Source organism: Kitasatospora sp. NPDC048298, assembly GCF_043201465.1.
GTDB lineage: Bacteria > Actinomycetota > Actinomycetes > Streptomycetales > Streptomycetaceae > Kitasatospora.
The window spans coordinates 32020-55185 of record NZ_JBICYZ010000022.1; the positions used below are offsets into that span (position 1 = coordinate 32020).

A 23166-nucleotide genomic window follows, 5' to 3' on the forward strand; every position below is an offset into this window, starting at 1 on the left:
GCCGTACCCGGCCTCCACCTGGACCCGCCCGGTCCCCGGCCCGCCGCACGCCCGCGCCGGTCCCCGGCCCGCCGCACGCCCGCGCCGGTCCCCGGTCTGCCGTACCCGGTCCGCCGTACCCGGACCCCGGCCCGCCGTACCCGGCCTCCACCTGGACCCGCCCGGTCCCCGGCCTGCCGCACGCCCGCGCCGGTCCCCGGTCTGCCGCACGCGGCACCCGCCCGGTCCCCGGTCTGCCGCACCTGGCCTGCCGGGGCCCTGGGCGGTGCTGACGGCCTGTCAACTTCCGTGCAGCCGTTGCCCGAAGTCCCTTGTTCCGACGGTTGTCGAAGTTTGACAGGTGGGGTGTGTCCGGGTTGGCTGGGCGTGGATCCGCGTCGCCGGCGGTACGTACCAGGGGGAGGGGCTCGTCATGCCCAGGACTGTTGTCTTCGAGAGCGTCGGGGGGCCGGAGGTGCTGGCCGTGTGTGAGTGTGTCCTGCCCGAGCCCGGGCCCGGTGGGTTGCGTCTGCGTGTCGCCGCGATCGGTCTCAACCGTGCCGAGGCCCTCTTCCGTGCCGGTACCTACCTGGAGCGGCCGCGCCTGCCCGCCACCCTCGGCTACGAGGCCTCGGGCACGGTGGAGGCCGTCGGCGAGGGCGTCACCGCCTTCGTGCCCGGCCGGCGCGTCGACACGGTGCCCGCGTTCTCCCAGAACGACTACGGCGTCTACGGCACCCACGTCCTGGTTCCCGCCCGTGCCGCCGTCCCCCACCCCGAACACCTCACGCCCGTTCAGGGCGCCGCCGTGTGGATGGCCTACCTCACCGCCTACGGTGCGCTCGCCGAGGACGGCCACCTGCGCCCGGGCGACCACGTGTTGATCACCGCCGCCGCCTCCGGCGTGGGCCTGGCCGCCATCCGTACCGCCCGCCGCCTGGGAGTCCACCCCATCGCCACCACCCGCACCCGCGTCAAGGCCCGGCACCTGCTGGACGCCGGCGCCGGCGCTGTCGTCGTCACCGGCGAGGAAGATCTCCTCGCCCGCGTCGAGGCCGTGACCGCCGGACGCGGTGTGCGCACCGTCTTCGACCCCGTCGCCGGACCCGGCGTCCTCGCTCTCGCGCGAACCCTCGCCCCCGGCGGACGCCTGATCGTCTACGGCCGTCTCGACCCGCGCGACACCCCGCTGCCCGGCCAGGACACCTTCGCTCCCGTCACCAGCCGCTTCTTCAGCATGCACGAGGTGACCCGCGACGACGAACGCCTGCGCCGTGCCCACGCGTTCGTCACCGCGGGCCTGGCCGACGGCTCGTTCACCCCCGTCATCGACCGTGTCTTCGAGGGCCTGGACGCCGTCGCCGAAGCCCACCGCCACCTCGAATCCGGCACCCGGATCGGCAAGATCGTCCTCACCGTCCGCGACTGACCCGCCCTCACGCCCCCTCCCGGGGCCCGGGTCGCTCTCACGCCCCCGGGGCCCGGGTCGCTCCCGAGGCCCGGCGTGCTTCCGCGTCCGCGGCGGCCACCACCGCCGACAGCAGGCCGGGGAAGCGCCGTTCCAACTCCTCGGCGCGCAGCGCGTTCATCTTGGTGGTGCCCACGTAGTACTGGCGCAGTACGCCCGCCTGGCGCAGCACGCTGAAGTGGTGGCTGGAGGTCGAACGCCCCACCGGCAGGTCGAAGGAGCCGCAGCTGAGGTCGGCTCCGGAGTGCGCGAGTGTGCGCACCACCGTCCTGCGGGCCGGATCAGCGAGCGCCTCCAGCACCTGCTGGACGCTCACGTCCTCCACACCAGGGTGCACGATCACCCGCGCCGCCACGCGTGCCCGTCCCACACCCACCACCCCTTCCCAACACTCGACCCCCGTCCGTCCGATGGCCAAAGACCGCGCGGTGCGCGCGACTTCACGCACACGACGCTACCAGGGCCGATCGCCTGGCCCTCCCGGTGTTCAGTCCGGTGGGTGAAGCCGCCCGCCCCCGCCGTGGCATCCGCGAGCGCGCCCCCGCCCCGCGGTGGGGGCGTGCGACCCGCCGCGAACGACCCGCCGCGAACGACCCGCCGCGAACGGGGACGGGCAGGGCAGGGGAGGGGAGGGGCAGGGTGAGGTGAGGTGGCCCTGCGGTTTTCGGGTGCCGGGGGGAATCCCGTGCCGCCCGGGGTGGTTGCCGTCGAGAGCCCGCGTGTGCGGCGGGCCCATCGACGTACGGTCACGGGAGGGCGCGCGGATGAGGATCGGTGACATCGAGGTTCTGGCGGTCATGGACGGAACGGGCACCGAGAGGGCCGCCGACATCCTCACCCGTCCCGGCGTCGACGATCCGTGGGCCTGCCACCGCCACCACCTCGGACCCGACGGTACCCTCACCCTGCCGCTCGGCGCCTTCCTGGTGCGCGGTGGTGAGCGTACGGTGCTGGTCGATGCCGGGGTCGGCCCGCACGACGACGGCCGTTACCGCGGGGGCGCCCTGCTGGACTCGCTCGCCGCCCACGGCACCGCCCCCGGCGACGTGACCGATGTCGTCTTCACCCACCTCCACTTCGATCACGTCGGCTGGGCCAGCGTCGAGGGCCGGCCCGTCTTCCCCAACGCCGTCTACCGCGCCCACCGCGCCGACTGGCAGCACTTCGTCACCGGTGACATCGCGACCCCCGAAGCCGTCGCCAAACTCAGCCCCGTCGAGGGCCGGTTGGAGCTGTTCGACACCGACTTCACCCTCGCTCCCGGTATCGATGCTCTCCACCTGCCCGGCCACACCCCGGGTACCACCGTCTACGTGCTGTCCGGTGGCGGGCGCCGGGCCCTGTTGCTCGGGGACGTCGTGCACTCCGTCGTCCAGTTCGGTGAACGGGACTGGCAGGTCGTCTGGGACGTCGACCCTGCCGCCGCCTCGGCGGTGCGCAACCGCATCGCCGACCGGGCGGCCGACACCGACGACCTCCTCGTCGCCGCCCACCTGCCCGGTATGCGCTTCGGCCGCATCCTCGCCGCCGACGGCCACCGCCGCTTCGTCGCCGCCTGAACCACCGCCCCCGGCACCGGCACCGCCCCGCCCCCGGCCCGGCCCCGCCCGCTGTGACTGGTCGAGATAGTTGTCACTGAGGGCAGCAGCCGGCCTGGGGTTTTGGGCAGTTGCGGTCGCTGTAGTTGTCACTGTCTGGTCGTTCTAACTGTCACAACCGCGAACGTTCCTGCAGGAGGGACGGTCAGAAGCTCCAGCTGTAGAGGCCGCCACCGGTGTGCACCGCTGACGCCGCGAGCCGGGCAACGGCTTGGAGGACCGCCAGGAGATCGTCGTCCGTCATCTCGTCCCCGTCCTCGGACCAGAGCCGCGCGGTCCAGCGATCGGCGAGCTCCTCGAGTTCGGCGAGGCTCGCTTTGGCCAGCGCATGGGTCAGTCGCTTCGGTAGAGCGATCACCTCAACGCCATCGTTCAAGGGAGGAACGACCCACTCCGGCCATGGCCGCCACGCGTACAGCTGCTCAGACGAGGGGGCCTCTGCCGAGGGCTCCTCGAAGTACATGTCCCACTCGGCAATGGCCGTGTCCGGATCGATGAAGCGGCAGCTCACGGACTCGAAGGCCGCACCAGGTCCCCGCAGGCGCGTGGCAGCTGCAGCTTTGTCGTCGGCAGCGAGGAAGAACAGGATGTCGTGGGCCATCCCAGCATGATCGTGTGACTCAGCACGCTACTTGTCGCCAGGAGCGGTGCTCGGCGTGCGGTTCTGTGGTCGGGTCAGCATGACAACTGTCGCTGAATCGGCGAGGGATCTGACGGCTGGCTGATCGTTCGGCAAGCAAGTTGTCGCCAACTTCGAAGAAGCCTCAGCTCACCGAGGCACCCGGCGCCAGCACCAAACCCGCTGCTGCGAGGAAGTCCTCAAGGCTGATGACACCGCCGTCGGTGCCGTCGTCCCATTCGACGAGGAGCCCCGAGAGGCCCTCGTTCCACGAGTCCGGCGTGTCGGCATCATCCTCAGGCCCAGGGTGCCACTCGACGCAGCCCTCACCATGCCGGTATCGGAGGTACAGGTACTGGCCGTCTGCCGTCCAGGCGTCCCACTGCGACGGGTAGGCAGAACACGTCTGCACAACCCGAACCAGCTTCCGACCCTCACCCGTATCCATCCGACGATGGTCGCGCAGCAGCAGATCTCTGGCAATCGACTTCAGGCCGCCGCCACAGGCGCCTCAAGCAACAGCCAGAGCGCGCCACCAATGATCGGCCGGACAGCTCCTAACGTGTCACGGTTCCCCTCGCCGACGAGATCGACGCTGACCCTGGACGACAGAATCCGCGCTGACACGACAGTTAGCCTGCCGAGTCACAGATCGCAGCCGGCGAACCGGCGCAGCCAGTGACAACTACCGCGGCCAAGTGACAACTATCTCGACCAGTCACACCCGCCCCCGGCACCGCCCGTCCCCGGCCCGGCCCCGCTCACGTGCCGTCCCGGCCCCGGCCCGGCGCCGTCCCGCCCCCGGTACCGGTGCCGTCGTGCCTCGGTTGCGGGGCGCGGCACACTGGGGGCCGGACATGTGACGCCGTATGAGGGAGCAGTGATGGCACAGGTCGCCGTGGTCACCTTCGACGGGTTCAACGAACTCGACAGTTTCATCGCCTCCGCACTGATCAACCGCTGCCGCAGCGACGGTCTGGAGGCCTTCATCACCACACCGACGCCGCAGGTGACCTCGATGAACGGTGTCCAGGTCGCCGGGCAGCGTCCGATCGAGTTCGTCGCCGAGGCCGACGTCGTGCTGATCGGCAGTGGGGTGCGGACCCGCGACGTGGTCGCCGACGCCCCGTTGCTCGCCCGGCTGCCGCTGGACCCCGCCCGGCAGCTGATCGGCTCCCAGTGCTCCGGCGCGCTGGTGCTGGCCCATCTGGGGCTGCTGGGTTCCATGCCGGCCTGTACCGACCCGACGACCCGGCCCTTCCTCAAGGCCCTCGGTGTCACCGTGCCCGACGCGCCGTTCCACGCCGAGGGCAACATCGCCACCGCGGGCGGCTGCCTGGCCTCCCAGTACCTCGCCACCTGGGTGATCACCCGCACCCTGGGCGAGGACGCCGCGCGTGCCGTCCTCGACTACGTCGCCCCGGTCGGCGAGCACCGGGAGACCACCGCCCGCGCCCTGCGCGCCGTCGGCGTGGGGGAGCCCGCCCGCGCCTGACGGGCCCTGCCGGCCGACGGGCACCGATCCGCCCCCGACGCCCCCGGTGTCGCCACTGCGCTCCGGTGCCGTCACTGCACCGCGGTGTCGCCGTACCGGGAGTGGTGGCACCGGGGCGCGGACCGCCACCACCCGTCCGTCCCCCGCCGCCCGTCCGTCCGGGGTTGTTTGCCGTGGGTCCCCGGCCGGTGGTGACGGTCCCCGGGGCCGGTCCGCCGTACGGGGTGTCAGGGGGCCGGGGTGGGCCGGGTGCGGGGGAGGTGGTCGAGGAAGGCGCGGACGTGGTGGGCGAACGCCTGGGGGGCGTCCGCGTACAGCCAGTGTCCGCTGTCCGGGATCTCCACGAGGCGGGTGTTCGGCCGCTCGGTGGCCATCCGTCGGGCGGTGGCGGGGGTGAGCAGGAAGCTGTCGCCTGCGCGCAGGAGCAGCGCGGGTTGGCGGGTGGCGTTCCACACGGCGCTCAGGTCTCCGGTGAGGTGTTCCTGGGAGGCCGTCATGTCGGCGGTGTCGAAGAGGAAGCCCCAGCCGTCGTCGAACTCGGCCGCGCTGTCCATGAGGTAGCCGGTGGGGACGCCGTGTTCGGCCAAGGCGTCTTCCAGGGCCCGGCGGGTGCGGGTGCGGCGGGGCCAGCCGGTCACGTCCAGGACGGGACGGGTCTCGGGTTCGTGGTTGAGTGTCGTCGTGTCGGCGACGACCAGGGCGGGGACGAGGTCGGGGCGGCGGTGGGCGAGGTGGAAGGCGACCGCGCCGCCCATCGAGTGGCCCAGGAGCGCGGCGGGTGCGAGGCCGAGCGTGTCGAGGAACGCCGCCGCGTCGTCCGCGTAGTGCGGGAGGGTGAACTCGCCGCCGTTGTCGGACAGTCCGTGTCCGCGCTGGTCCAGCGCCACCACCCGGTAGCGGCCGGCGAGCGCGGCGGCCAGCGGCGCGAAGATGCGGCCCCGCCCGAAGTGTCCGTGCAGGGCGAGTACGGGCGGCCCGTCGCCGCCGAAGTCCAGGTACGCGAACCGGCGCCCGCCCAGCTCGACGAACGACTCACCGCCGACCGCGCCGCCGCCCGCCCGTCGGCTCCCGGGCCGGCACGGGAGCGGCCCCGGCGCCGCGGCGCCCGTACGCCGCTCGAGCGCGGTCGGCTCTTCCCCGGACAACGGTTCGTCACACGGCATGCCCGGATCCTCCGCCGCCCCCGGCCCGCCTGTCCAGGGCCGGCCCCGCCGCGGGTGCGCCGGCCGGTCGCGCGCGAAGCGACCGCGCCGGGGTGTCAGCAGGCGGTGGTGCCCTCGGGGCGCGGATCCGGGAGTGGAACCCGCGCCCCGGGCTGTCGGGCCCGGGGTCCAGGGGTCGCCGGGTCCAGGGGTCGTCGCGGACGGGCGGACGCCGTGTCGTCCCCGCTGAGGCCCGGCCCGGTGCCGCCGTCCCGGAGCCCGCATGGCATCCTGGCTCGCATGGACGCCGACGCCCCGACCCCGGCCCCGACCCCGGCCCACCTCGACCGGCTGGTGAACGCCCTGGCGGTGAACCCGGCCCTGCCCGCCGCCCTGGTGCGGCGGCTGATCGCCAGGCGCAACGGCCTGGGGAAGGTCGCGGGCCGCCCGGACCTCACCGAGGACACGGTCGCCGAGATCATCGCGACCGACGACCCGTGGCTGCTGCGCGGCCTGGCGCTCAACGACCGCCTGCCGCACCGGTTCCGCCTGGTCCTGGCCGACCACCGGGACAAGGGGGTCCGCGCCGCGCTCGCCCGCCGCGCCGCGAGCGCGCCCCGGCAGGTGCTGGATCGGCTCGTCGGCGATCCCCACCCGACGGTCCGCGAGTACCTGGCCCAGCAGGACGCCACGCCGCCCGACCTGCGCGCGCGCCTGGCCGCCGACCCCGAACCGGCCGTACGGGCCGCGCTGGCCAAGTACTGGACGCAGGCCCCGGAGACGGTGCGCCGCATCCTGCTGACCGATCCCGAGGCCGCCGTCCGCGCCGCCGCCTGCTCGACGTACTACGCGCGCCTGCCGCACCCGGTGCCGCCCGCGGACCTGCTGCCGGCGCTGCTGGCGGACCCGGTGACCCGGGCCGGCGCCGTCGTCCACGCCGTCCTCGACACGCACCTGCTGCGGCGCCTGGCCGACGACCCGGACAGCGCGGTGCGCGCCGAACTCGCCCGCCACCCCGACCTGCCGCCGGCCGTGCGCGAGGCCCTCGCCGACGATCCGGCCCTGAGCGTGCGGGTGAAGGTCTTCGCCCGGCCCGACACGCCGGAGCACCTGCGGGCGCGCATCCACGCCCAGGCCCGGGCGTTCGCGCATGCGGCGGCCGAGCCGGCCCTCGACGCCGACGACGAGACGTTCCTGCGCTGGGTCGAAGACACCGCCGCCAGCGCGGAGTTGAGGACCCTGGGCCTGGCCTGGGTCACCGACGACCCGCTGCCGCACGTCGGCTCGCCCTACGTCGCGTTCCGGGCCTGCGCGGCCCTCAGTACGGCCCTGCCCGCCGACGCGGTGGCCCGCCTGCTCCGCGACGAGGAGGAGACCGTACGCCTCACCATGGCGCACACCGCCCCGCACCTGGTCGACCCCGCGACCGCCGAGGACATCGAACGCCGCTACCGCCCGCGCGCCGACAAGTTCACCTTCTGGTGGGACAAGGCGCAGGTCCTCACCTTCCCCCCGCAGACCCTGCGCCGCTTCGCCACCGACCCCGTGCCCCGGCTGCGCTCCCTCGCGCCCCGCGACCCCGGCCTGCCCGCGCACCTCGCCGAACAGCTGGCCCGCGACCCCGAGGAGCGCGTGCGCCTGGCCGTCGCCCCCCACCGCAACCTGCCCCTGCCGGCGCTGCTGGACCTGCTCGCCGACCCTTCCCCGCGTGTCGCGCAGGCCGCCGCCGCCTCGCCGTTCCTGCCCGTCGAGCACATGGAACGGTTGCTGAGGCGGGCGGGCCTGTAACGGCACCGGGCCCGCCCGGCGCCGAACCCGCCCCCCGGCCCGCGGACGGGCCTGCCACCGGCCCCGGCCCGCCGCTTGCCCCTGCCCGCTGCGTTGCCCGCGCTGCCCGCTTGCCCCTGCCCGCCGCGCCGCCCGCGCTGCCCGCTTGCCCTGGCCCGCTGCGCCGGGGGTGCCGGGGGTACCGGGGGTGTCGGGGCTGAGGTGTGCGACGTGCGGGTGGCGTTGAACCGCTGGGACGACATCCGGTCGCCGCCGCCGCGCGGCGGGGTTCCGGCCTCCGCGGGGGCGTGTAGAAACGGCCGCACCGGGCCGGGCGGCGCACCCCGTGGCGCACGCCGTGGCGTCGCCGTCGTCCCGGCCCCGCGTCGGGACGGGCCCCTGCGGTGGCGGACCGGCCCGCCGGCGCCCGAACCCCCCCCCACCCCAGCCACTCCTCGTCCATGGAGAGCGGACACATGCTGAGAATCACCGCGGACGTCTACTCCGGCCGCCCTAACCCCGTCGCGGACATCACCGACACGGCACAGGCCCGCACCGCCCTGCGGGAGCTGACGCGGGACCGGACACTGTTCACCGACCCGCGCTCCGCCGAACCGCCCGCCGGCCCGCTGGGCCTGCGCGGCTTCTGGCTGGAGACCTTCGACGACGAACTCGCCCACGACTTCGACGTCGACTCCCGCCTGTACCTGCCCGCGGGCCCGCAGGCGCCCGCCGGGCGCGGCGCCGAGGTCGCCGAGCGGCTGGCCACCGTCGCGGACTGGGGCCAGGGCCCCGCCACGCACGCCGGGCCCGCGCTGCCCCTCGACGCGTCCTTCCGCCAGTTCCTGCTCGAACAGCTGGCGAGCGGCGCCCGCACCTCCCTGAAGGACCGGGTCGCCCCGGCCGGCGGCGGGCAGCAGGAGGAGCCGGCGGTCACCTGCACGATCGAGGTCGGGGCGTTCAACCCCGGGTTCTGGAACAACGACCCGACCACCCTGTACAACAACAACTGCTACAACTACGCCAGCAACTGGCGCACGAACACCTTCGCGCAGCCCGGCCGCGGCTGCGGCAACATGTACACCCAGATCACCTGTGACGAAGTGGCCCGCGCGGCGCTGTGCGACGGCATGCACCACCGGTTCGACTGCTTCCCCGACAGCGAGGCGCCGCGCCCGCTGGTCGCCCTGGTCGTCATCCCCGGCGGCGGCGACTACCACTGGTACCGCAAGCAGAAGGAGGGCTTCTGGGGCCACAAGCCGGGCGGGACGGCGGCCCGCAACTACGACAACAGCGGGAACGTGATCTACGACCCGGAGACCGCCGACCGCGGGCCCTACACGATCTTCTGCGGCTACTTCTACGGCTGTCTCAGCCAGCGGCAGAGGATCAACTGACCGGCCCCGCGGGCCCTTCGGCGGTCGTCGAGGTGGACCTCTACAGCGGACGTCCCAACCCTCGCTTCCCCCTGGACGACGCCGCGGCCGACGAACTGGCGCACCGGATCGGCACACTGGCCCCGGCCCCGGCCCCGGCCCCGGTGGCCGGGGGCGGGCCGCCGCACGACGGGCTCGGCTACCGGGGCCTGCGCGTCCTCGCCGGCCCGCACGCCGCCGCCCCCGGGATCACCGTCGGCGGCGGGGCCGTGACCGTGTCCGCCGCGGACGGGCCGCCGCGCCGCCTGCGGGACCCCGGGCGGGCCCTGGAACGCTGGCTCCTCGACCAGGGCGCGGGCGTCCTGGACCCCGCGGTCCTCGCCACGGCCCGCCAAGAGCTCGCGCGGTAGCCCGCAGCGGAGGGGCGCCGGGGGAGGGGGTGCGGCGTCGCCGCCCCGGCCCGGGGCGGCGACGCGCAGGTGCCGTCAGGCGGCGCCGGGTCCGCCGGTGCGGACGGCGGTGACGAAGGCCCGCCAGGCGGGAGGGGAGAAGTCGAGGTGGGGGCCGTCGGGGTCCTTGGAGTCACGCACCGGCGTGAGGCCGGGGACGGCGTCGGCGACCTCCAGGCACCGGCCGCCGCCCCCCCGCTGTGGGTGCTCGTGCGCCAGGCGGTGGGGGTGCCGCGGTTCATGGCGGTTGCCCTCCTGGACGGGCTGCGGAGCGGGAAGTCGGCGGGGTCGACTTCTCATGCGGGGTGTTCGGAGGGGGAGGATGGGTCCTGCCCGTGCGGTACGGGGGAGGGTTCTCCGGCGTCGCCGCCCCGGCCGGGGCGGCGACGCACAAGTGCCGTCAGGCAGTGCGGAGTTCGCCGGTGCGGACGGCGGTGACGAAGGCCTGCCAGGCGGAGGGGGAGAAGTCGAGGCGGGGGCCGTCGGGGTCCTTGCTGTCCCGCACGCGGCCGGGGCGCGCGTCGTCCACCTCGACGCACTGGCCGCCCTGTCCGCTGTGGGTGCTCTTGCGCCAGGTGGTGGGGGTGGTGCGGTTCATGGCGGTGCCTCCTGGTCTGGGTAGGTGGTGGAGCAGGAAGTCGGCGGGGCCGACTTCTCATGTCGAGTGTTCGGACGAGGGCCCTGGCTGTGCGGTGTGGGAAGGGTCTTCGGCGTCGCCGCCCGAGCAATCGTCAATACCTGTGGATCAGTGGTTCCTCAGTTTGCAGAAGATCTGAGCCGGGTGAGTCCTTCGACCGCCGCGAGCTCAGCGTTCAGCGACTCTGCGTCGACTGGTGACGTGACGAGGAGGAGGACCGTCATGTCCGGGTGCTCGTCCTCGTAGAGATCGTCCTCGCCGTCGTCTCCGGGAATAGCGTTCGGCTGGATCTTGAGGCTGGTCGTGTCGGCGAGGGTAGCGAGGAAGTAGCTTCCGATCCAGTAGCTCTCGCGTTCGATGAAGGTCGCCGCGAGTCGGCTGGCCAGCAGGTCGGACAGCTCGCGTGGCGTGTAGGCGCTCGTGCCGTAGGTATCGAAGGCGGTCATGGTGGCATTCTCCTCAGGCCGCGAAGGCTTCGACACGTTCGACCAGTTGGCCGTTTTCGAAGCGAGCGCCGGCGCGGACCAACGCCACCAGGTGGGACCCGGTGATCGCCCGCCAGCGGGCCTGGGCGGACTCGACGAGCTTGAACACCATCGCGAGGGCGGCGGCGGGGCTGCCGGCGCCGCGAGTGACCTTGGTGCGGAGCTTGACCGTCGAGAAGGTGGACTCGATCGGGTTCGTGGTCCGCAGATGGATCCAGTGCTCGGCCGGGAAGTCGTAGAACGCCAGCAGTTCGTCGGCGTCGTCGGTGATCTTCGCGACGGCTTCGGGCCACTTGGCGCCATAGGTTTTGGCGAACGCCTCGATGGCCTTCGCAGCGTGGCCGCGGTCCTCGGCGTTGTAGATCTCCTGCATCGCCTTCGTCGCGCCCGGCTGCGCGGACTTCGGCAGGGCGTTCGTGACATTTCGGGCCTTGTGGACCCAGCACCTTTGATGCCTCGCGGCGGGGAACACCTCGGCCAAGGCCCTCCACAGGCCCATCGCGCCGTCGCCGACGACCAGCTCGGGGTCGCGCATGCCGCGGCGGCGGCAGTCGCGCAACAGGTCGGCCCACGACTCTGTCGACTCCCGCAGCCCTTCCGCGAGCGCGATCAGCTCCTTGGTGCCGTCGACGCGCACGCCGAGCAGGACCAGGACGCACGAGTGCGCCTGGCCGAGCCGGATCTTCGGGTGCACGCCGTCGGCCCACACGTAGACGAAGTCGCGGTCCGCCAGGTCGCGGGCCTGGAAGCCGGCGTGGTCCTCGCCCCACTGCTTCGTCAGCCGGGTCACCGTGGCCGGCGACAGCCCGGCCGTCGAGCCGAGGAACTGCTCCAGCGCGGGCACGAAGTCGCCGGAGGACAGGCCGTGCAGGTAGAGCAGTGGCAGCACCTCGGAGACCTTCGGGGATTTGCGGCACCACGGCGCGAGGATTTTCGAGGAGAACCGCCTGCGCTCGCCGGTGGCCTCGTCGACGCGGCGGTCGTTCACGCGCGGCGCGGTGACCTCGACCGGTCCGGCCGCGGTGGCCACGGTCCGGGGCCGGTGGTGGCCGTTGCGGACCACCAGGCGACGGCCGCGTTCGTCGGTCTCGGCGGCCAACTCGGCTATGTACTGGTTGACTTCCGCCTCCAGAGCGGCGGCGAGCATCCGCCGGGCGCCTTCACGGACGATCTCGTCGATCAGGGAGCCGGACTCGGTGGAACCGTCGGCATTCACTACGCTGAGCACGGGCGTGCCTTCCCGACCCGCGCTGCAACGCGGGCCTACTCGGTGACCATCACAGGATCATTCGGGAAGGTACGCCCTCCGCGTCCCTTCCAGCACCGATCCACAGGTTCCGAGCATTGCTCCGCCGCCCCGGGCCGGGGCAGCGACGCGCAAGTTCCGTCAGGTGGTGCCGAGTTCGCCGGTGCGGACGGCGGTGACGAAGGCCTGCCAGGCGGGGGCGGGGAAGAGGAGGACGGGGCCGTCGGGGTCCTTGGAGTCGCGGACGGGCGTGAGGTCGGGGATGCTGTCGGCGACCTCGACGCATTGGCCACCGCTGCCGCTGTGGGTGCTCTTGCGCCAGGTGGTGATGAGGGCGGGGTCCATGGGGGTTTCCTCCGGGGCGGGACGTGTGGGTGGAGTGGGAAGTCGATGGGGTCGACTTCCCACTCCGGGGGCCAAGTAGGCCTATCGGGCGTCGAACTCGCCGGTGCGGACGGCGGTGACGAAGGCCTGCCAGGCGGAGGGGGAGAAGTCGAGGCGGGGGCCGTCGGGGTCCTTGCTGTCCCGCACACGGCCGGGGCGCGCGTCGTCCACCTCGACGCACTGGCCGCCGCCCCCGCTGTGGGTGCTCTTGCGCCAGGCGGTGGGGGTGCTGCGGTTCATGGCGGTTGCCTCCTGAACGAGCTGCGGAGCAGGAAGTCGGCGGGGCCGACTTCCTATGCGGGGGTGGGGCCGGTGCGGATGACGCTGCCCCGGGACCAGAGCTCCTCGATGTGCTCGGCGAAACGGTCGAACATGCCGTTCTCCTCGCTGCGCCGCAGGTGCATCAGCGGGGAGTCGTGGCCGATGGCACGGGCCAAGTGCGGGGTGACGAGGGCGTGTTCGTCGAAACGGGAGACGGACAGGCCGATGTGGTTCGGGCCGTCCTCCGGGGAGCTGAAGCGGCCCTCGATACCGTCGGTGTCGGGGAGCTCGGCCAGGTGCTCCAGTGTGATGCGGATGCGGGTGGACACCGTGAGGGTCACGTCCTCGATCCGCTCCCGCCGGCGTGTCGTTTCGGAGTCGGGATCGCCGAGGAGGAAGCGGACGCGGCAGCCGCTCTCGGCCTTGCGGCGCAGGGTCCGGAGCAGGGCGGGCTGCTCCAGCCAGACGAAGTAGTTGGTGTACCCGGCGAGGAAGATCTCGCTGCGGGCCTCGGCGAACAGCTGCGCCCACACCGATCGAGGGCAGGCCGACCGGTACGGGTGGACGGCGAGGACTTCACGGTCGTGCCCGGTCTTGAGGACGGACTGGAGGGCGTCGGGCCACGGCACTTGCTCATCAACCCCTCGCGCTGGACCGGCGGTGGGACCGCTGTGCGCCGCCGCCCCGGGCAGGGGCGGCGGCGCACAGTCGGGATCAGCCGGCGTCGAACTCGCCGGTGCGGACGGCGGTGACGAAGGACTGCCAGGCGGCGGAGGGGAAGAGGAGGGCCGGGCCGCTGGGGTCCTTGGAGTCCCGTACGGGCATGACACCGTTGAATCCGTCGGCGACCTCCACGCAGCCGTTCGACCCGCCGCTGTAGGTGCTCTTTCGCCAGCCAGCGTGGGTCAGGTCAACATCCATCCTCATAGTCCTTCCGTACCGCTCGCATCTTCTCCACCGACGCGGCCTGGTTCAGCGCCTCGATCTGAAGCCGATCGTAGCCCCTGGCAAGCGGAAGAACAGCGTTGATATCGCGATCAAGGTACCCGCGCAGCTCGGTTTCCGTGTATCCGAGCAGCTTCCGGTCGGGCATGGTCAGGAGAATCACGGGAAGTGTGAACGGACGGTCCTCGCCCAGGGAGAAGGGGGCTACCTGCAGCAGGATGTTCGGAGACGCGGCGAGCTGTTCAAGGTGCAGCAGCTGTTCGATCATCACCTTCGGCCCGCCGACAGGTCGGCGCAGGCAGCTTTCGTCGAGAACCGCATGAAGCAGCGGCGCCGGCGTGCGGGCCAGGAGTTGCTGGCGCGTCATGAGGAAGTTGACCCGTTCCTCGGCCTGTTCGGGAGTCGCAGTGCCGCGCCTGACGTTCGCCGCTTCCCAGGCGTCGGCGTAGGCACGGGTTTGCAGCAGCCCGGACACGATGTCGATCGAGAACAGCCTGACCTCTGAGGCGCGGTTCTCGTGGTTGGCGTACTCCGGGAAACCCGGCACGAGCGCGGTGTGCTTGTGCTGCCACCACATCAGCATCAAAGTCCCGCCCGTTTCCAGGACTTCGTCGGCCTTGGTAGCAAACTTTTCACTCGGCGGTCGACGCGCAAGTTCAACGAACGAGACGTACGACGCGCTGACTCCGCACTTGCGCGCGAGCTGGTGCTGCTTGAGGCCCTTCGCCCGCCGTGAGTTGCGGAGTTGGATGCCGAAAGGGGCCCAGGGGCTCGACGACGGCTCGATTTCCTTGATGTTGACCATGGGTACTCCGACTTAACGCAGCCTCGAAGTCAAGTTGTTTGCGCTTCCGATGCTAGGGGTTGCCGGGCCACGATGTACACAGAACGTGAAACTCCGATCGCAGAGGGTTCCATTCGTATGCCCCACGACCAAGCCCCCCGCCTCCACGGCTACGGCGTCCGCTTCGACACCGACGCCCAGCGCTACCGGGTCCGCAACGAGCAGACCGGGGAGTGGCTGCGCCAGGCCACCGGCGAACTCGCCGCCTTCGTCTTCTTCGGCGACGCCTACAGCGCCTGGCGCGCCTTCGAGGTCCACAAGCGGCCGGGGGAGCGGTGATGTCCACCCTCTCCCGCGCCACCGCCGAGCAGCGCCGGCAGGCCGCCGACGTCCTGGACGACCTCACCACCGTCCTCGACCTCGGCGGCGTCCGCCTCCCCACCCTCGAAGTCGACTGGGAGGGCGGCCGCCTGACGTGCAGCTACCTGCTGCGCCTCACCGCCCGCCCCCTCGACCTCGTCCGCCTGGTCGACCTGCTGCGCAAGGGCCTGCGCTACGAACGCCTCACCCACGACCACCACGACCGCGACGACTGAAAGCGACCACCCCCATGCAAGACCCCCGCCTGCTCGCCAAGCCCCCCGTCTGCCGGCTCGGCTGCCTCGTCCTCGTCCGCAACCCCCGCGGCGACGTCCTGCTCGTCGACCCCGACTACATGGACGGCATGATCCTCCCGGGCGGCTCCGCCCGCCCCAACGAGCCCCCGCACCTGGCCGCCGCCCGCCACCTGAACGCCGAGACCGGCCTCCACCTGCGCCTGAGCGACATCCTCGCCGTCGACTTCACCCCCGCCGACCGCTACCTCCAGCGCCTCAACCTCGTCTTCGACGGCGGCACCGTCCCCGACACCACCCCCCTCACCGTCCCGCCCCGACACCACAGCGGCCTGCTCGGCGCCCGCTTCGTCCCCGTACGCCAACTGCCCGACACCATGGCCCCCGCCCAGTACGCCCGCACCAGCGAAGCCCTCGCCAACCGCACCCTGCCCGCCCTCGTCCACGGCCAGCGCGCCACCTGACAACCCACCCACCTGAGACCCCCCCCGCACACACCCGACCAATACCTCCCACTCAGAGATAAAATGGCCACATGACCGCGACAGAGCCCGCAACGCTCGACGTCGCGCTGGCCGACGAGTTCTCCACCCTCCTCGTCGGCATCCAGCGCCTGGTCCGCCGCCGCCTGCGCCAGAGCACCACACACGAACCCCGCCTGCGCGGCGCCCAGATCGAACTGCTGCGCCTGGTCCACGACACCCCCGCACTGCGCGTCTGCGAAGCCGCCGACGAGCTGTGCCTGGCCGGCAACTCCGTGTCCACCCTCGTCAACCAGCTCGTCGCCCAGGGCCTGCTGCGCCGTGAGAGCGACCCCGCCGACCGCCGCGCCGCCCTCCTGCACGCCACCCCCGAGGCGGCCGAACGGATCGAGGACTGGCGCCGGCGCCGCCGCGCCCTCATCGGCGACGTCGTCACCGGCCTGCCGCCGGCCGAGCGTGAGGCCCTGGCCGCCGCCCTGCCCGCCCTGCGGCAGGTCGCCGACGCCCTGCGCACCCCACCGGCCGTCCCGCGTATCCCACCCGACGCGCCGCGCACCCCACCGGCCGTCCTGCGCACGCCGTCCGGCGCCCCGCGCACCCCGCCAGGGCAGGGGGAGCGATGAGCACCGACGCCCCCGACGCCGTGGTGTGCCAGGGCCTGACGTACGTCTTCCGCCACGGCCGCGGCAAGGCCACCCGGGCCGTCGACGGCATCGACCTGACCGTGCGCACCGGCGAGGTGTTCGGCCTGCTCGGCCCCAACGGCGCCGGCAAGACCACCACCATCCGCGCGATCACCACCCTGCTGCCCGTCGGCGCCGGCATGGTCCGCGTCTTCGGCCACGACGCCACCCGCCACCCCATGCAGGTACGGCGCCTGCTCGGCTACGTCCCCCAGCAGTTGTCCGCCGACGCCGCCCTGACCGGACGCGAGAACGTCGCCCTGTTCGCCCGCGTCTTCGACGTCCCGCGCGCCGAACGCGCCCGCCGCGTCGACCAGGCCCTGGCGGCCGTCGACCTCACCGACGCCGCCGAACGGATGGCCGCCACCTACTCCGGCGGCATGGTGCGCCGCCTCGAACTCGCCCAGGCCCTGGTCAGCGCCCCGCGCCTGCTCGTCCTCGACGAACCCACCATCGGCCTGGACCCCATCGCCCGCACCGGCGTGTGGGAACGCGTCGACGCCGTGCGCGCCGCCACCGGCATGACCGTCCTGGTCACCACCCACTACATGGACGAGGCCGACCGCCACTGCGACCGCATCGCCCTCATGGACCGCGGCCGCATCCGCGCGCTCGGCACCCCCGCCGAACTCAAGGACCGGGTCCGCCACACCGACCCCGCCCACGACAACCCCACCCTGGACGACGTCTTCCGCCACTTCGCCGGCCGCCAACTGGCCGACGCCACCGAAGGAGACTTCTCCGATGTCCGCCGAACCCGCCGCACCGCGGGCCGCGTCGGCTGAACCCGCCGCACCGCGGGCCGCGTCCGCCGAACCCGCCGACCCGGGCCCGGATCTGTCCCTGCTGCTGGTGCCCCCACGGGCCCGCACCGGCTGGCGCCTGGTACCCGCCCGCGTCGGCGCCATGTGCGCCGTCGAACTGCAGAAGCTGCGCCACGACCGCACCGAGCTCTACACCCGGGCGATCCAGCCGGCACTGTGGCTGCTGATCTTCGGCCAGACCTTCACCCGCCTCAAGGCGATCCCCACCGGCGGCATCCCCTACCTGGACTTCCTCGCGCCCGGCATCATCGCCCAGTCCGCGATGTTCATCGCGATCTTCTACGGCATCATGATCATCTGGGAGCGGGACTCCGGCGTCCTCACCAAACTCCTGGTCACCCCGACCCCGCGCGCCGCCCTCGTCACCGGCAAGGCCTTCGCCGCCGGCGTGAAGGCCGTCCTGCAGGCCGCCGTGGTCGTGCTGATCGCCGCCGCCCTCGGCGTCGCCATGACCTGGAACCCGCTGCGGCTGGCCGGCGTCGTGGCCGTCGTCCTGCTCGGCTCGGCGTTCTTCTCCTGCCTGTCCATGGCCATCGCCGGCATCGTCCTGACCCGCGACCGCCTGATGGGCATCGGCCAGGCCATCACCATGCCACTGTTCTTCGCCTCCAACGCCCTCTACCCCCTCGCCCTGATGCCCGGCTGGCTCCAGGCCGTCAGCAAGGCCAACCCGCTCAGCTACCAGGTCGACGCCCTGCGCGGCCTGCTCATCGGCACCCCCAGCCACCTGCCCCTGGACTTCGCCGTCCTCACCCTCGCCACCCTCCTGGGCATCGGCGCCGCCTCCGCCCTCCTCGGCCGCCTCGCCCGCTGACACCCCGTCCCACGGCCGCTCACTCGACCCGGAACCCGCCGTGGGCCGCCGCACGGGTGAGGTAGTCGACCCACCCCTCCCAGCGCGGCGTCCGGGCGAACGTCCCGGCCCGGGCCGAGGCGGGCTGCGCCGCGAGGGCGGCCAGGGCGGCACGGATCTCGGCGGGCGTCACCAGCCAGCCGTCGTTGGTGCCGCCGATCTTGTAGTCCGGGATACCGGTGGGCCGCTCGGCCTGCCAGTCGCTCACCGCCCGGGAGGCGGCCCGGAAGGCGAGCACGGCCGGCGACACCTCGCCGGCGCGCTCGGCGGCGAAGTCGGCGGCCGTCAGGCCGAAGTCCTCGATCCTCGGCCAGGGCAACGGCTCATGGCCGTGCGACAGCATCCCGAGACGGTCCATGGCCCGCTTCGCCGGACCCATGCTGGAGAGGCTGAACCGGTACTCCGGGTCGCCGGCGCCTTCCGGCCGCTCGATCGTCATGTCCCAGCCCACGCCGCCGCCCCTGTCCGCCCTGTCCGCCCTGTCCGCCGTGCGGCACCCGCGCGATGGCCGGACACACCGTAGGGCCCTCGAGGGCGCCCGGCCCACCGGTTTTCGCGCCCGGCCCACCCGGCCCACCGCGCGGACCGCCACCGCCGCGCGGCCGGGCGAGAGGAAGCGCACCGGCGGATCCCGGTGACACCCGGCCGCCGGGCGAGGAGACTGCCCACCGGCACACGGACGCGGCGACGCGGCACGGACCGACCGGAAGGCAGCACAGTGACCCTGGCCACGAAGGGAACCCGGCGCATCGTCGTCGACGGCGCCGAGTACCGCTGGCGCGTCAGCCGCCGGCACTGGTGCTGCGACTACGAGGGCGCCACCCTCGGCTACGCCGTGCAGGACGCTCGACACCCCGCGACCACACTCGTCGTGGACACCGGCCGGCCCACCGCCCGCACCCCGGCCGCGGTACCGGCACAGGTGGTCATGCCGCGGGAGGTCGCCGCCGGCATCCGCCGCGCGCGGGCGAACGGCTGGACACCGCGCACGGCCGGGCCGCCGTTCAGGCTGCGCCTGTCCGCGCTCTGACCCCCCCCGGGCGCCAGGCCCCTCCCCGGGCGCCAGGCCCCTCCCGGGCGCCCGGCCCCTCCGGGCTCCTCGCCGGGGTCCCGTGGGTCGGTGCGGGGCGGGTCAGGAGAGCCAGTCCGCGTAGCGGGTGGGGGCGAGCCGGGCGTTCCGGTCGGTGAGGACGTCGCCCGGGACGGCGGCGAACATGCCGGCGGTGGGGTCGGTGACGACGGTGCGGTGGTCGCCCTTGGCGGCCAGGGTGATCCGGCCCAGCTCGTCCAGGGGGAAGACCTCCGGGCCGGCGATGTTGCGGATGCCGTTCAGCGGGGTGCCCGCCGCGACCAGCGCCACCGCTTCGGCGACGTCCTTGGAGGCGATCGGCTGGATCGGCGTGGCGGGCAGCCGGACGGTGTCGCCCTCCGCGGTCCAGGACAGGATGGCGTCGACGAAGTCCATGAACTGCGTCGCCCGGACGATCGAGTAGGGCAGCGGCCCGGCCGCGAGGATCTCCTCCTGGAGCGCCTTGGCGCGGTAGTAGTCCAGCTGCGGCACCCGGTCGGTGCCGACGATCGACAGGATCACGACGTGGCCGACGCCGGCGCGCTCGGCGGCGGCCAGCAGGTTGTCCATCGAGGTCCGGAAGAAGGCGGGGGAGGCCTCGTCGAAGGTCGGGGAGTTCGTCAGGTTGACGACGACGTCGGCCCCGGCCACCGCCTCGTCCAGCCCCCGGCCGCTGATGACGTCGACCCCGGTGGACTTCGAGTGCGCCACCGTCTCGTGACCCGCGGCGTTCAGGTTCCTGACGACCTGCGACCCGATCAGCCCGGTGCCGCCGATGACTGCGAACTTCATGACCTGCCCTTTCGTCGTGACCATGTCCGCAATATGGCACAGCGGCACCGGGCGGGCGCGGCATTGCCGCCGGACACCGGCACGGCCCCGACCACGCCGGGGACGCGCCGGGGACGCGCCGCCGGGACACCGGGCTGACACCAAGCTGACAGTCCCGTTGGTGACAACCCGAAGCCATTCCACCCGCCGCCCCGGGCCCACAGGATGGTGACCACAGGAACGGGGGCGAGGACGACTCCCCCCGCGATCCGGGCGGGTCCGCGCCGGCGGCCCGCACCACCGAAACGCTTCTCCGGGGGAACCACCATGCTCCGCGCCGTCCCGACCACCACCGCCACCACCGCCACCGGCCCCGCCCTCCCGCACGCCGCGGCCGGGACCGCGGTCCGCGCCGACACGGGCTCCTCCTCGACGGTCATCGGCTGGGACTGAGCCCCCGCCCGACCCTGGACGGCCACCCGGCCCGCCCCCTTCGCACCACCGCCCCCCTTCGCACCACCGCCCCCCTTCGCACCACCGCCCCGAACGAACGCCGCACCGGCCCCCGGGCGCGCCGCCGGCGCCGATCCGATGCGCCCGGCCGGACGGGCGGCCGGACGACAGCGCCGACCCGCCCTCACCTCCCCTCGCCTTTCACCGACCTCCTCGACCAGGGATCCGCCATGCCCGCACGCACCCGACGACCGACCCTCACCGCGGTGTCCGCCGCGCTGGCCCTGTGCACCGCCGTCCTGACCGGCTGCGCCGCCGCGACCGGTACCGGAACGCCCGCCGCAGGAGCAGTGGGAGCGTCAACTCCGGCCGACGGCAACCGAGTTGCCACCAGGGGCGCCACCCCGGCCGCCGGCCCGAGCGCCGCGTCGACACCGTCCGCGGACACGGCGAGCGCCACCACCGGGACACCGGCGGACACCGCGACCACCGGAACACCGGCGCCCGCCGCACCAGCACCCGCCGCACCAGCACCCGCCGCACCAGCACCCGCCGCACCCACGTCCGCGGCCGGGGCCCCGCTGAGCGCCGCCGTCCAGCCGGCCGCGCTGGCCGCCCTGCCCATCGCCCCGGCGTTCGGCTGGACACCCGACGGTCCGTTGAGCAGCCAGGACGTGCGGGGGCGGACGGTCACCCTCAACGAGTGCGCGAGCGTCACCGGCGCCACCACCTGGCAGCAGCAGGGCTACCTCAGCGCGGCCCGCAACCCGGCCGGGCAGCAGCTGTTCGCCTTCGCCACCCCCGAGGCCGCCCGCGCCGCCTTCGACCGGCTGTCCACCGGCATGGAAGCCTGCCAGGAGGCCTCCCGCCGCCTGCAGGCCGACCACGCGGCGCCCCAGGACGCGACCGTCACCCGCACCGCCGCCGCGGACGCCAGGGCGTCGTGGTCCAGGACCTGGACCGGCACCGGCGGCATGTCCGCCGACCAGCGGCAGACCAACCACCTCTACGCCCTCCACCAGGGCGCCGTCCTCACCCTCTTCGGATTCGACGAACTGCAGGAACGCCCCGGCCCGGCCCACGACACCGGCACCGACCGCGCCGTCCTCGACGCCCTCGCCGCGCTCCCCGCCGCCGACTCCGCGCACTGAACCCGCTCCGAACCCGCACGGAACCAGCTCCGAACCCGTTTCGAACCCGCTCCGAACCCGCTTCGCACCGCCCGTTCACTCAGCTCCTCACCGAAGGACGACCCATGCGCATCACCAAGACGTCACGCCTGGCCGGCATCCTCGCCGGCGCCTGCCTGGCCTCCGTGGTCCTGGCCACCGCCCCGGCCCAGGCCGACTCCGTCCAGGGCACCTCCTACACCGCGACCTCGACCGGCACGCTCGGCAACAACGCGGCCCCCGGCGGCACGGTCACCCGCAGCCAGGTCCTGGCCCGCGCCCAGGCCTGGGTCGACCAGCACGTCCCGTACAGCACCAACGGCCTCCAGGCGCCCTACAGCTGGTGGTCCGACAGCCAGACCGGCGGCCGCTACCGCCAGGACTGCTCCGGCCTCGTCTCCATGGCCTGGGAACTGACGAGCAGCCCCACCACGTACGGCATCCCCTCGTACTCGACCGCGATCAGCAAGCTCGACCTGCGCCCCGGCGACGTCCTCAACAGCAGCGAACACGTCGTCATATTCGCCGGCTGGCGCGACAAGGCCGCGGGCACCTTCAACTACTACCAGGAGAGCAGCCGCAGCCGGCCGACGAACTACAACACCGACGGCAACATCTACGGCTCCACGCTCTCCACCCACGCGATGAGCAGCTACACCGCCTACCGGTACAAGAACATCACCGACGACGTCGCGCCCAACCCCACGCCCTCCTCGCCGTCGACGGTCCACGTCAGCGTCGCAGACGCGGACGGCGCCCTGCGCAGCACCGACGGCGACTACGCGGGCCCTGGCTGGTCCGGCTCCTGGGCGCCGCTGGGCGGCTCCGGCCTCAAGGCGCTCACCAGCGCGGTCACCGGCAACACCATGCACGTCTACGCCCTCGGCTCCACCGGGCGGGTGTACACGATGGACGCGGACTACAACACCGGCCAGTGGAGCGGGACTTGGCAGGAGATCCCCGGCAACATCTCCGGCGCCACCGCCCTCACCGCCGCCGCCACCGGCAACCGCGTCCACCTGAGCATCGTGGACGCGGACGGGGGCCTGCGCAGCACGGACGGCGAGTACGGCGGGGCCGGCTGGTCCGGCTCCTGGGCGCCGCTGGGCGGCTCCGGCCTCAAGGCGCTCACCAGCGCGGTCACCGGCAACACCATGCACGTCTACGCCCTCGGCTCCACCGGGCGGGTGTACACGATGGACGCGGACTACAACACCGGCCAGTGGAGCGGGACTTGGCAGGAGATCCCCGGCAACATCTCCGGCGCCACCGCCCTCACCGCCGCCGCCACCGGCAACCGCGTCCACCTGAGCATCGTGGACGCGGACGGGGGCCTGCGCAGCACCGACGGCGACTACGCCGGGCCCGGCTGGTCCGGCTCCTGGGCGCCGCTGGGCGGCTCCGGCCTCACCGCGCTCGCCAGCACGGTGACCGGCAACACCATGCACGTCTACGCCCTCGGCTCCACCGGGCGCGTCTTCACGATGGACGCCGACTACAACACCGGCCAGTGGAGCACCGCCTGGCAGGACGTGCCCGGCGACATCTCCGGCGCCAGGGCCATCACCGCCTCCACCACCCGCTGACCACCGCCCGCTGACCACCGCCCGCTG

The 23166-nt window shown here is 73.3% G+C and carries 31 protein-coding genes; 16 read left to right on the forward strand and 15 right to left on the reverse strand.

Annotated features, from left to right (window positions below; all coding sequences use genetic code 11):
- Window positions 1-412 precede the first annotated feature (412 nt).
- Window positions 413-1408 carry a zinc-dependent alcohol dehydrogenase family protein gene (locus tag ACGF0D_RS18160; RefSeq protein WP_392917260.1) on the forward strand — a complete coding sequence of 332 codons (996 nt, stop codon included), beginning with the start codon at window positions 413-415 and terminating at the stop codon, window positions 1406-1408.
- A 37-nt stretch (window positions 1409-1445) separates the two neighbouring features.
- On the opposite strand, the gene ACGF0D_RS18165 is transcribed toward ACGF0D_RS18160, so the two are convergent.
- Window positions 1446-1817, reverse strand: coding sequence for an ArsR/SmtB family transcription factor (locus ACGF0D_RS18165; protein ID WP_392917263.1), 372 nt, complete (start codon window positions 1815-1817; stop codon window positions 1446-1448).
- 394 nt (window positions 1818-2211) lie between these two features.
- Here ACGF0D_RS18165 and ACGF0D_RS18170 point away from each other — a divergent pair, with 394 nt between their 5' ends.
- Window positions 2212-3006 carry an MBL fold metallo-hydrolase gene (locus ACGF0D_RS18170; protein WP_392917266.1) on the forward strand — a complete coding sequence of 265 codons (795 nt, stop codon included), beginning with the start codon at window positions 2212-2214 and terminating at the stop codon, window positions 3004-3006.
- Window positions 3007-3190: 184 nt separating this feature from the next.
- Here the strand turns inward: ACGF0D_RS18170 and ACGF0D_RS18175 are convergent, their stop codons facing one another.
- Together ACGF0D_RS18175 and ACGF0D_RS18180 are read right to left on the reverse strand one after the other, a co-directional pair.
- A complete protein-coding gene (locus ACGF0D_RS18175) occupies window positions 3191-3646 on the reverse strand; it encodes a hypothetical protein (protein WP_392917269.1) in 456 nt (151 codons plus the stop codon).
- A 163-nt stretch (window positions 3647-3809) separates the two neighbouring features.
- Complete coding sequence (locus ACGF0D_RS18180; RefSeq protein WP_392879080.1) at window positions 3810-4112, reverse strand: hypothetical protein; 303 nt, start codon at window positions 4110-4112, stop codon at window positions 3810-3812.
- A gap of 435 nt (window positions 4113-4547) precedes the next feature.
- Between ACGF0D_RS18180 and ACGF0D_RS18185 the strand changes: the two genes are divergently transcribed.
- Window positions 4548-5159, forward strand: coding sequence for an AraC family transcriptional regulator (locus ACGF0D_RS18185; protein WP_392917272.1), 612 nt, complete (start codon window positions 4548-4550; stop codon window positions 5157-5159).
- Window positions 5160-5386: 227 nt separating this feature from the next.
- On the opposite strand, the gene ACGF0D_RS18190 is transcribed toward ACGF0D_RS18185, so the two are convergent.
- Entirely contained in the window at window positions 5387-6322 is a 936-nt protein-coding gene (locus tag ACGF0D_RS18190) for an alpha/beta fold hydrolase (protein ID WP_392917275.1), read from the reverse strand.
- Window positions 6323-6601: 279 nt separating this feature from the next.
- Here ACGF0D_RS18190 and ACGF0D_RS18195 point away from each other — a divergent pair, with 279 nt between their 5' ends.
- The 3 genes from ACGF0D_RS18195 to ACGF0D_RS18205 all read left to right on the forward strand — a co-directional run bounded on the left by ACGF0D_RS18195 (window position 6602) and on the right by ACGF0D_RS18205 (window position 9854).
- Entirely contained in the window at window positions 6602-8089 is a 1488-nt protein-coding gene (locus ACGF0D_RS18195; RefSeq protein WP_392917278.1) for a hypothetical protein, read from the forward strand.
- A 455-nt stretch (window positions 8090-8544) separates the two neighbouring features.
- On the forward strand, window positions 8545-9465 hold the full coding sequence (locus ACGF0D_RS18200; protein WP_392917280.1) for a hypothetical protein: 921 nt from the start codon (window positions 8545-8547) through the stop codon (window positions 9463-9465).
- A 32-nt stretch (window positions 9466-9497) separates the two neighbouring features.
- Window positions 9498-9854 carry a hypothetical protein gene (locus ACGF0D_RS18205; protein ID WP_392917283.1) on the forward strand — a complete coding sequence of 119 codons (357 nt, stop codon included), beginning with the start codon at window positions 9498-9500 and terminating at the stop codon, window positions 9852-9854.
- Window positions 9855-9929: 75 nt separating this feature from the next.
- Here ACGF0D_RS18205 and ACGF0D_RS18210 read toward each other — a convergent pair whose 3' ends face one another.
- The 9 genes from ACGF0D_RS18210 to ACGF0D_RS18250 all read right to left on the reverse strand — a co-directional run bounded on the left by ACGF0D_RS18210 (window position 9930) and on the right by ACGF0D_RS18250 (window position 14656).
- Entirely contained in the window at window positions 9930-10193 is a 264-nt protein-coding gene (locus ACGF0D_RS18210) for a DUF397 domain-containing protein (RefSeq protein ID WP_392917286.1), read from the reverse strand.
- Between the two features lie 100 nt (window positions 10194-10293).
- On the reverse strand, window positions 10294-10491 hold the full coding sequence (locus ACGF0D_RS18215) for a DUF397 domain-containing protein (protein WP_392917289.1): 198 nt from the start codon (window positions 10489-10491) through the stop codon (window positions 10294-10296).
- 158 nt (window positions 10492-10649) lie between these two features.
- Window positions 10650-10976, reverse strand: coding sequence for a hypothetical protein (locus ACGF0D_RS18220; protein ID WP_392917292.1), 327 nt, complete (start codon window positions 10974-10976; stop codon window positions 10650-10652).
- Between the two features lie 13 nt (window positions 10977-10989).
- Window positions 10990-12243: an IS256 family transposase gene (locus ACGF0D_RS18225; protein ID WP_392917293.1), complete on the reverse strand. Its 1254-nt coding sequence runs from the start codon at window positions 12241-12243 to the stop codon at window positions 10990-10992.
- A gap of 159 nt (window positions 12244-12402) precedes the next feature.
- Window positions 12403-12606, reverse strand: coding sequence for a DUF397 domain-containing protein (locus ACGF0D_RS18230; RefSeq protein ID WP_392917296.1), 204 nt, complete (start codon window positions 12604-12606; stop codon window positions 12403-12405).
- Window positions 12607-12687: 81 nt separating this feature from the next.
- Window positions 12688-12885: a DUF397 domain-containing protein gene (locus ACGF0D_RS18235; protein WP_392917299.1), complete on the reverse strand. Its 198-nt coding sequence runs from the start codon at window positions 12883-12885 to the stop codon at window positions 12688-12690.
- 53 nt (window positions 12886-12938) lie between these two features.
- The gene (locus ACGF0D_RS18240) at window positions 12939-13535 is read right to left on the reverse strand and encodes a DUF5919 domain-containing protein (protein WP_392917302.1); all 597 of its coding nucleotides are present in this window, start codon (window positions 13533-13535) and stop codon (window positions 12939-12941) included.
- A gap of 85 nt (window positions 13536-13620) precedes the next feature.
- On the reverse strand, window positions 13621-13827 hold the full coding sequence (locus ACGF0D_RS18245) for a DUF397 domain-containing protein (protein ID WP_392879102.1): 207 nt from the start codon (window positions 13825-13827) through the stop codon (window positions 13621-13623).
- Window positions 13817-14656, reverse strand: coding sequence for a Scr1 family TA system antitoxin-like transcriptional regulator (locus ACGF0D_RS18250; RefSeq protein ID WP_392879104.1), 840 nt, complete (start codon window positions 14654-14656; stop codon window positions 13817-13819). Before ACGF0D_RS18250 ends, ACGF0D_RS18245 begins: the two co-directional genes overlap by 11 nt.
- 117 nt (window positions 14657-14773) lie before the next feature.
- Here ACGF0D_RS18250 and ACGF0D_RS18255 point away from each other — a divergent pair, with 117 nt between their 5' ends.
- From ACGF0D_RS18255 to ACGF0D_RS18280, 6 genes are all read left to right on the forward strand, one after another.
- Window positions 14774-14974, forward strand: coding sequence for a hypothetical protein (locus ACGF0D_RS18255; RefSeq protein ID WP_392917304.1), 201 nt, complete (start codon window positions 14774-14776; stop codon window positions 14972-14974).
- Window positions 14974-15231 (forward strand): hypothetical protein, encoded by a 258-nt coding sequence (locus ACGF0D_RS18260; RefSeq protein WP_392917307.1) that lies wholly within the window; start codon window positions 14974-14976, stop codon window positions 15229-15231. The genes ACGF0D_RS18255 and ACGF0D_RS18260 overlap by 1 nt, the downstream gene beginning before the upstream one ends.
- Window positions 15232-15245: 14 nt before the next feature.
- Complete coding sequence (locus tag ACGF0D_RS18265) at window positions 15246-15713, forward strand: NUDIX domain-containing protein (RefSeq protein ID WP_392917310.1); 468 nt, start codon at window positions 15246-15248, stop codon at window positions 15711-15713.
- Between the two features lie 71 nt (window positions 15714-15784).
- Window positions 15785-16354, forward strand: a complete 570-nt coding sequence (locus ACGF0D_RS18270) for a MarR family winged helix-turn-helix transcriptional regulator (protein ID WP_392917313.1) — start codon at window positions 15785-15787, stop codon at window positions 16352-16354.
- Window positions 16351-17199: an ATP-binding cassette domain-containing protein gene (locus tag ACGF0D_RS18275; protein ID WP_392917316.1), complete on the forward strand. Its 849-nt coding sequence runs from the start codon at window positions 16351-16353 to the stop codon at window positions 17197-17199. The genes ACGF0D_RS18270 and ACGF0D_RS18275 overlap by 4 nt, the downstream gene beginning before the upstream one ends.
- The gene (locus ACGF0D_RS18280) at window positions 17159-18052 is read left to right on the forward strand and encodes an ABC transporter permease (RefSeq protein WP_392917319.1); all 894 of its coding nucleotides are present in this window, start codon (window positions 17159-17161) and stop codon (window positions 18050-18052) included. The genes ACGF0D_RS18275 and ACGF0D_RS18280 overlap by 41 nt, the downstream gene beginning before the upstream one ends.
- 19 nt (window positions 18053-18071) lie before the next feature.
- Here ACGF0D_RS18280 and ACGF0D_RS18285 read toward each other — a convergent pair whose 3' ends face one another.
- Window positions 18072-18542, reverse strand: coding sequence for a hypothetical protein (locus tag ACGF0D_RS18285; RefSeq protein ID WP_392917322.1), 471 nt, complete (start codon window positions 18540-18542; stop codon window positions 18072-18074).
- Window positions 18543-18809: 267 nt separating this feature from the next.
- On the opposite strand from ACGF0D_RS18285, the gene ACGF0D_RS18290 reads away from it, so the two are divergent.
- Window positions 18810-19121 carry a hypothetical protein gene (locus tag ACGF0D_RS18290; protein WP_392917325.1) on the forward strand — a complete coding sequence of 104 codons (312 nt, stop codon included), beginning with the start codon at window positions 18810-18812 and terminating at the stop codon, window positions 19119-19121.
- A 102-nt stretch (window positions 19122-19223) separates the two neighbouring features.
- Here the strand turns inward: ACGF0D_RS18290 and ACGF0D_RS18295 are convergent, their stop codons facing one another.
- Window positions 19224-19952 carry an SDR family oxidoreductase gene (locus tag ACGF0D_RS18295; protein ID WP_392917327.1) on the reverse strand — a complete coding sequence of 243 codons (729 nt, stop codon included), beginning with the start codon at window positions 19950-19952 and terminating at the stop codon, window positions 19224-19226.
- 306 nt (window positions 19953-20258) lie between these two features.
- Here ACGF0D_RS18295 and ACGF0D_RS18300 point away from each other — a divergent pair, with 306 nt between their 5' ends.
- From ACGF0D_RS18300 to ACGF0D_RS18310, 3 genes are all read left to right on the forward strand, one after another.
- On the forward strand, window positions 20259-20384 hold the full coding sequence (locus tag ACGF0D_RS18300) for a hypothetical protein (protein WP_392917330.1): 126 nt from the start codon (window positions 20259-20261) through the stop codon (window positions 20382-20384).
- Window positions 20385-20614: 230 nt separating this feature from the next.
- Window positions 20615-21535, forward strand: coding sequence for a hypothetical protein (locus ACGF0D_RS18305; RefSeq protein ID WP_392917332.1), 921 nt, complete (start codon window positions 20615-20617; stop codon window positions 21533-21535).
- Between the two features lie 104 nt (window positions 21536-21639).
- A complete protein-coding gene (locus tag ACGF0D_RS18310) occupies window positions 21640-23139 on the forward strand; it encodes a hypothetical protein (protein ID WP_392917333.1) in 1500 nt (499 codons plus the stop codon).
- The last annotated feature ends 27 nt before the right edge of the window (window positions 23140-23166 follow it).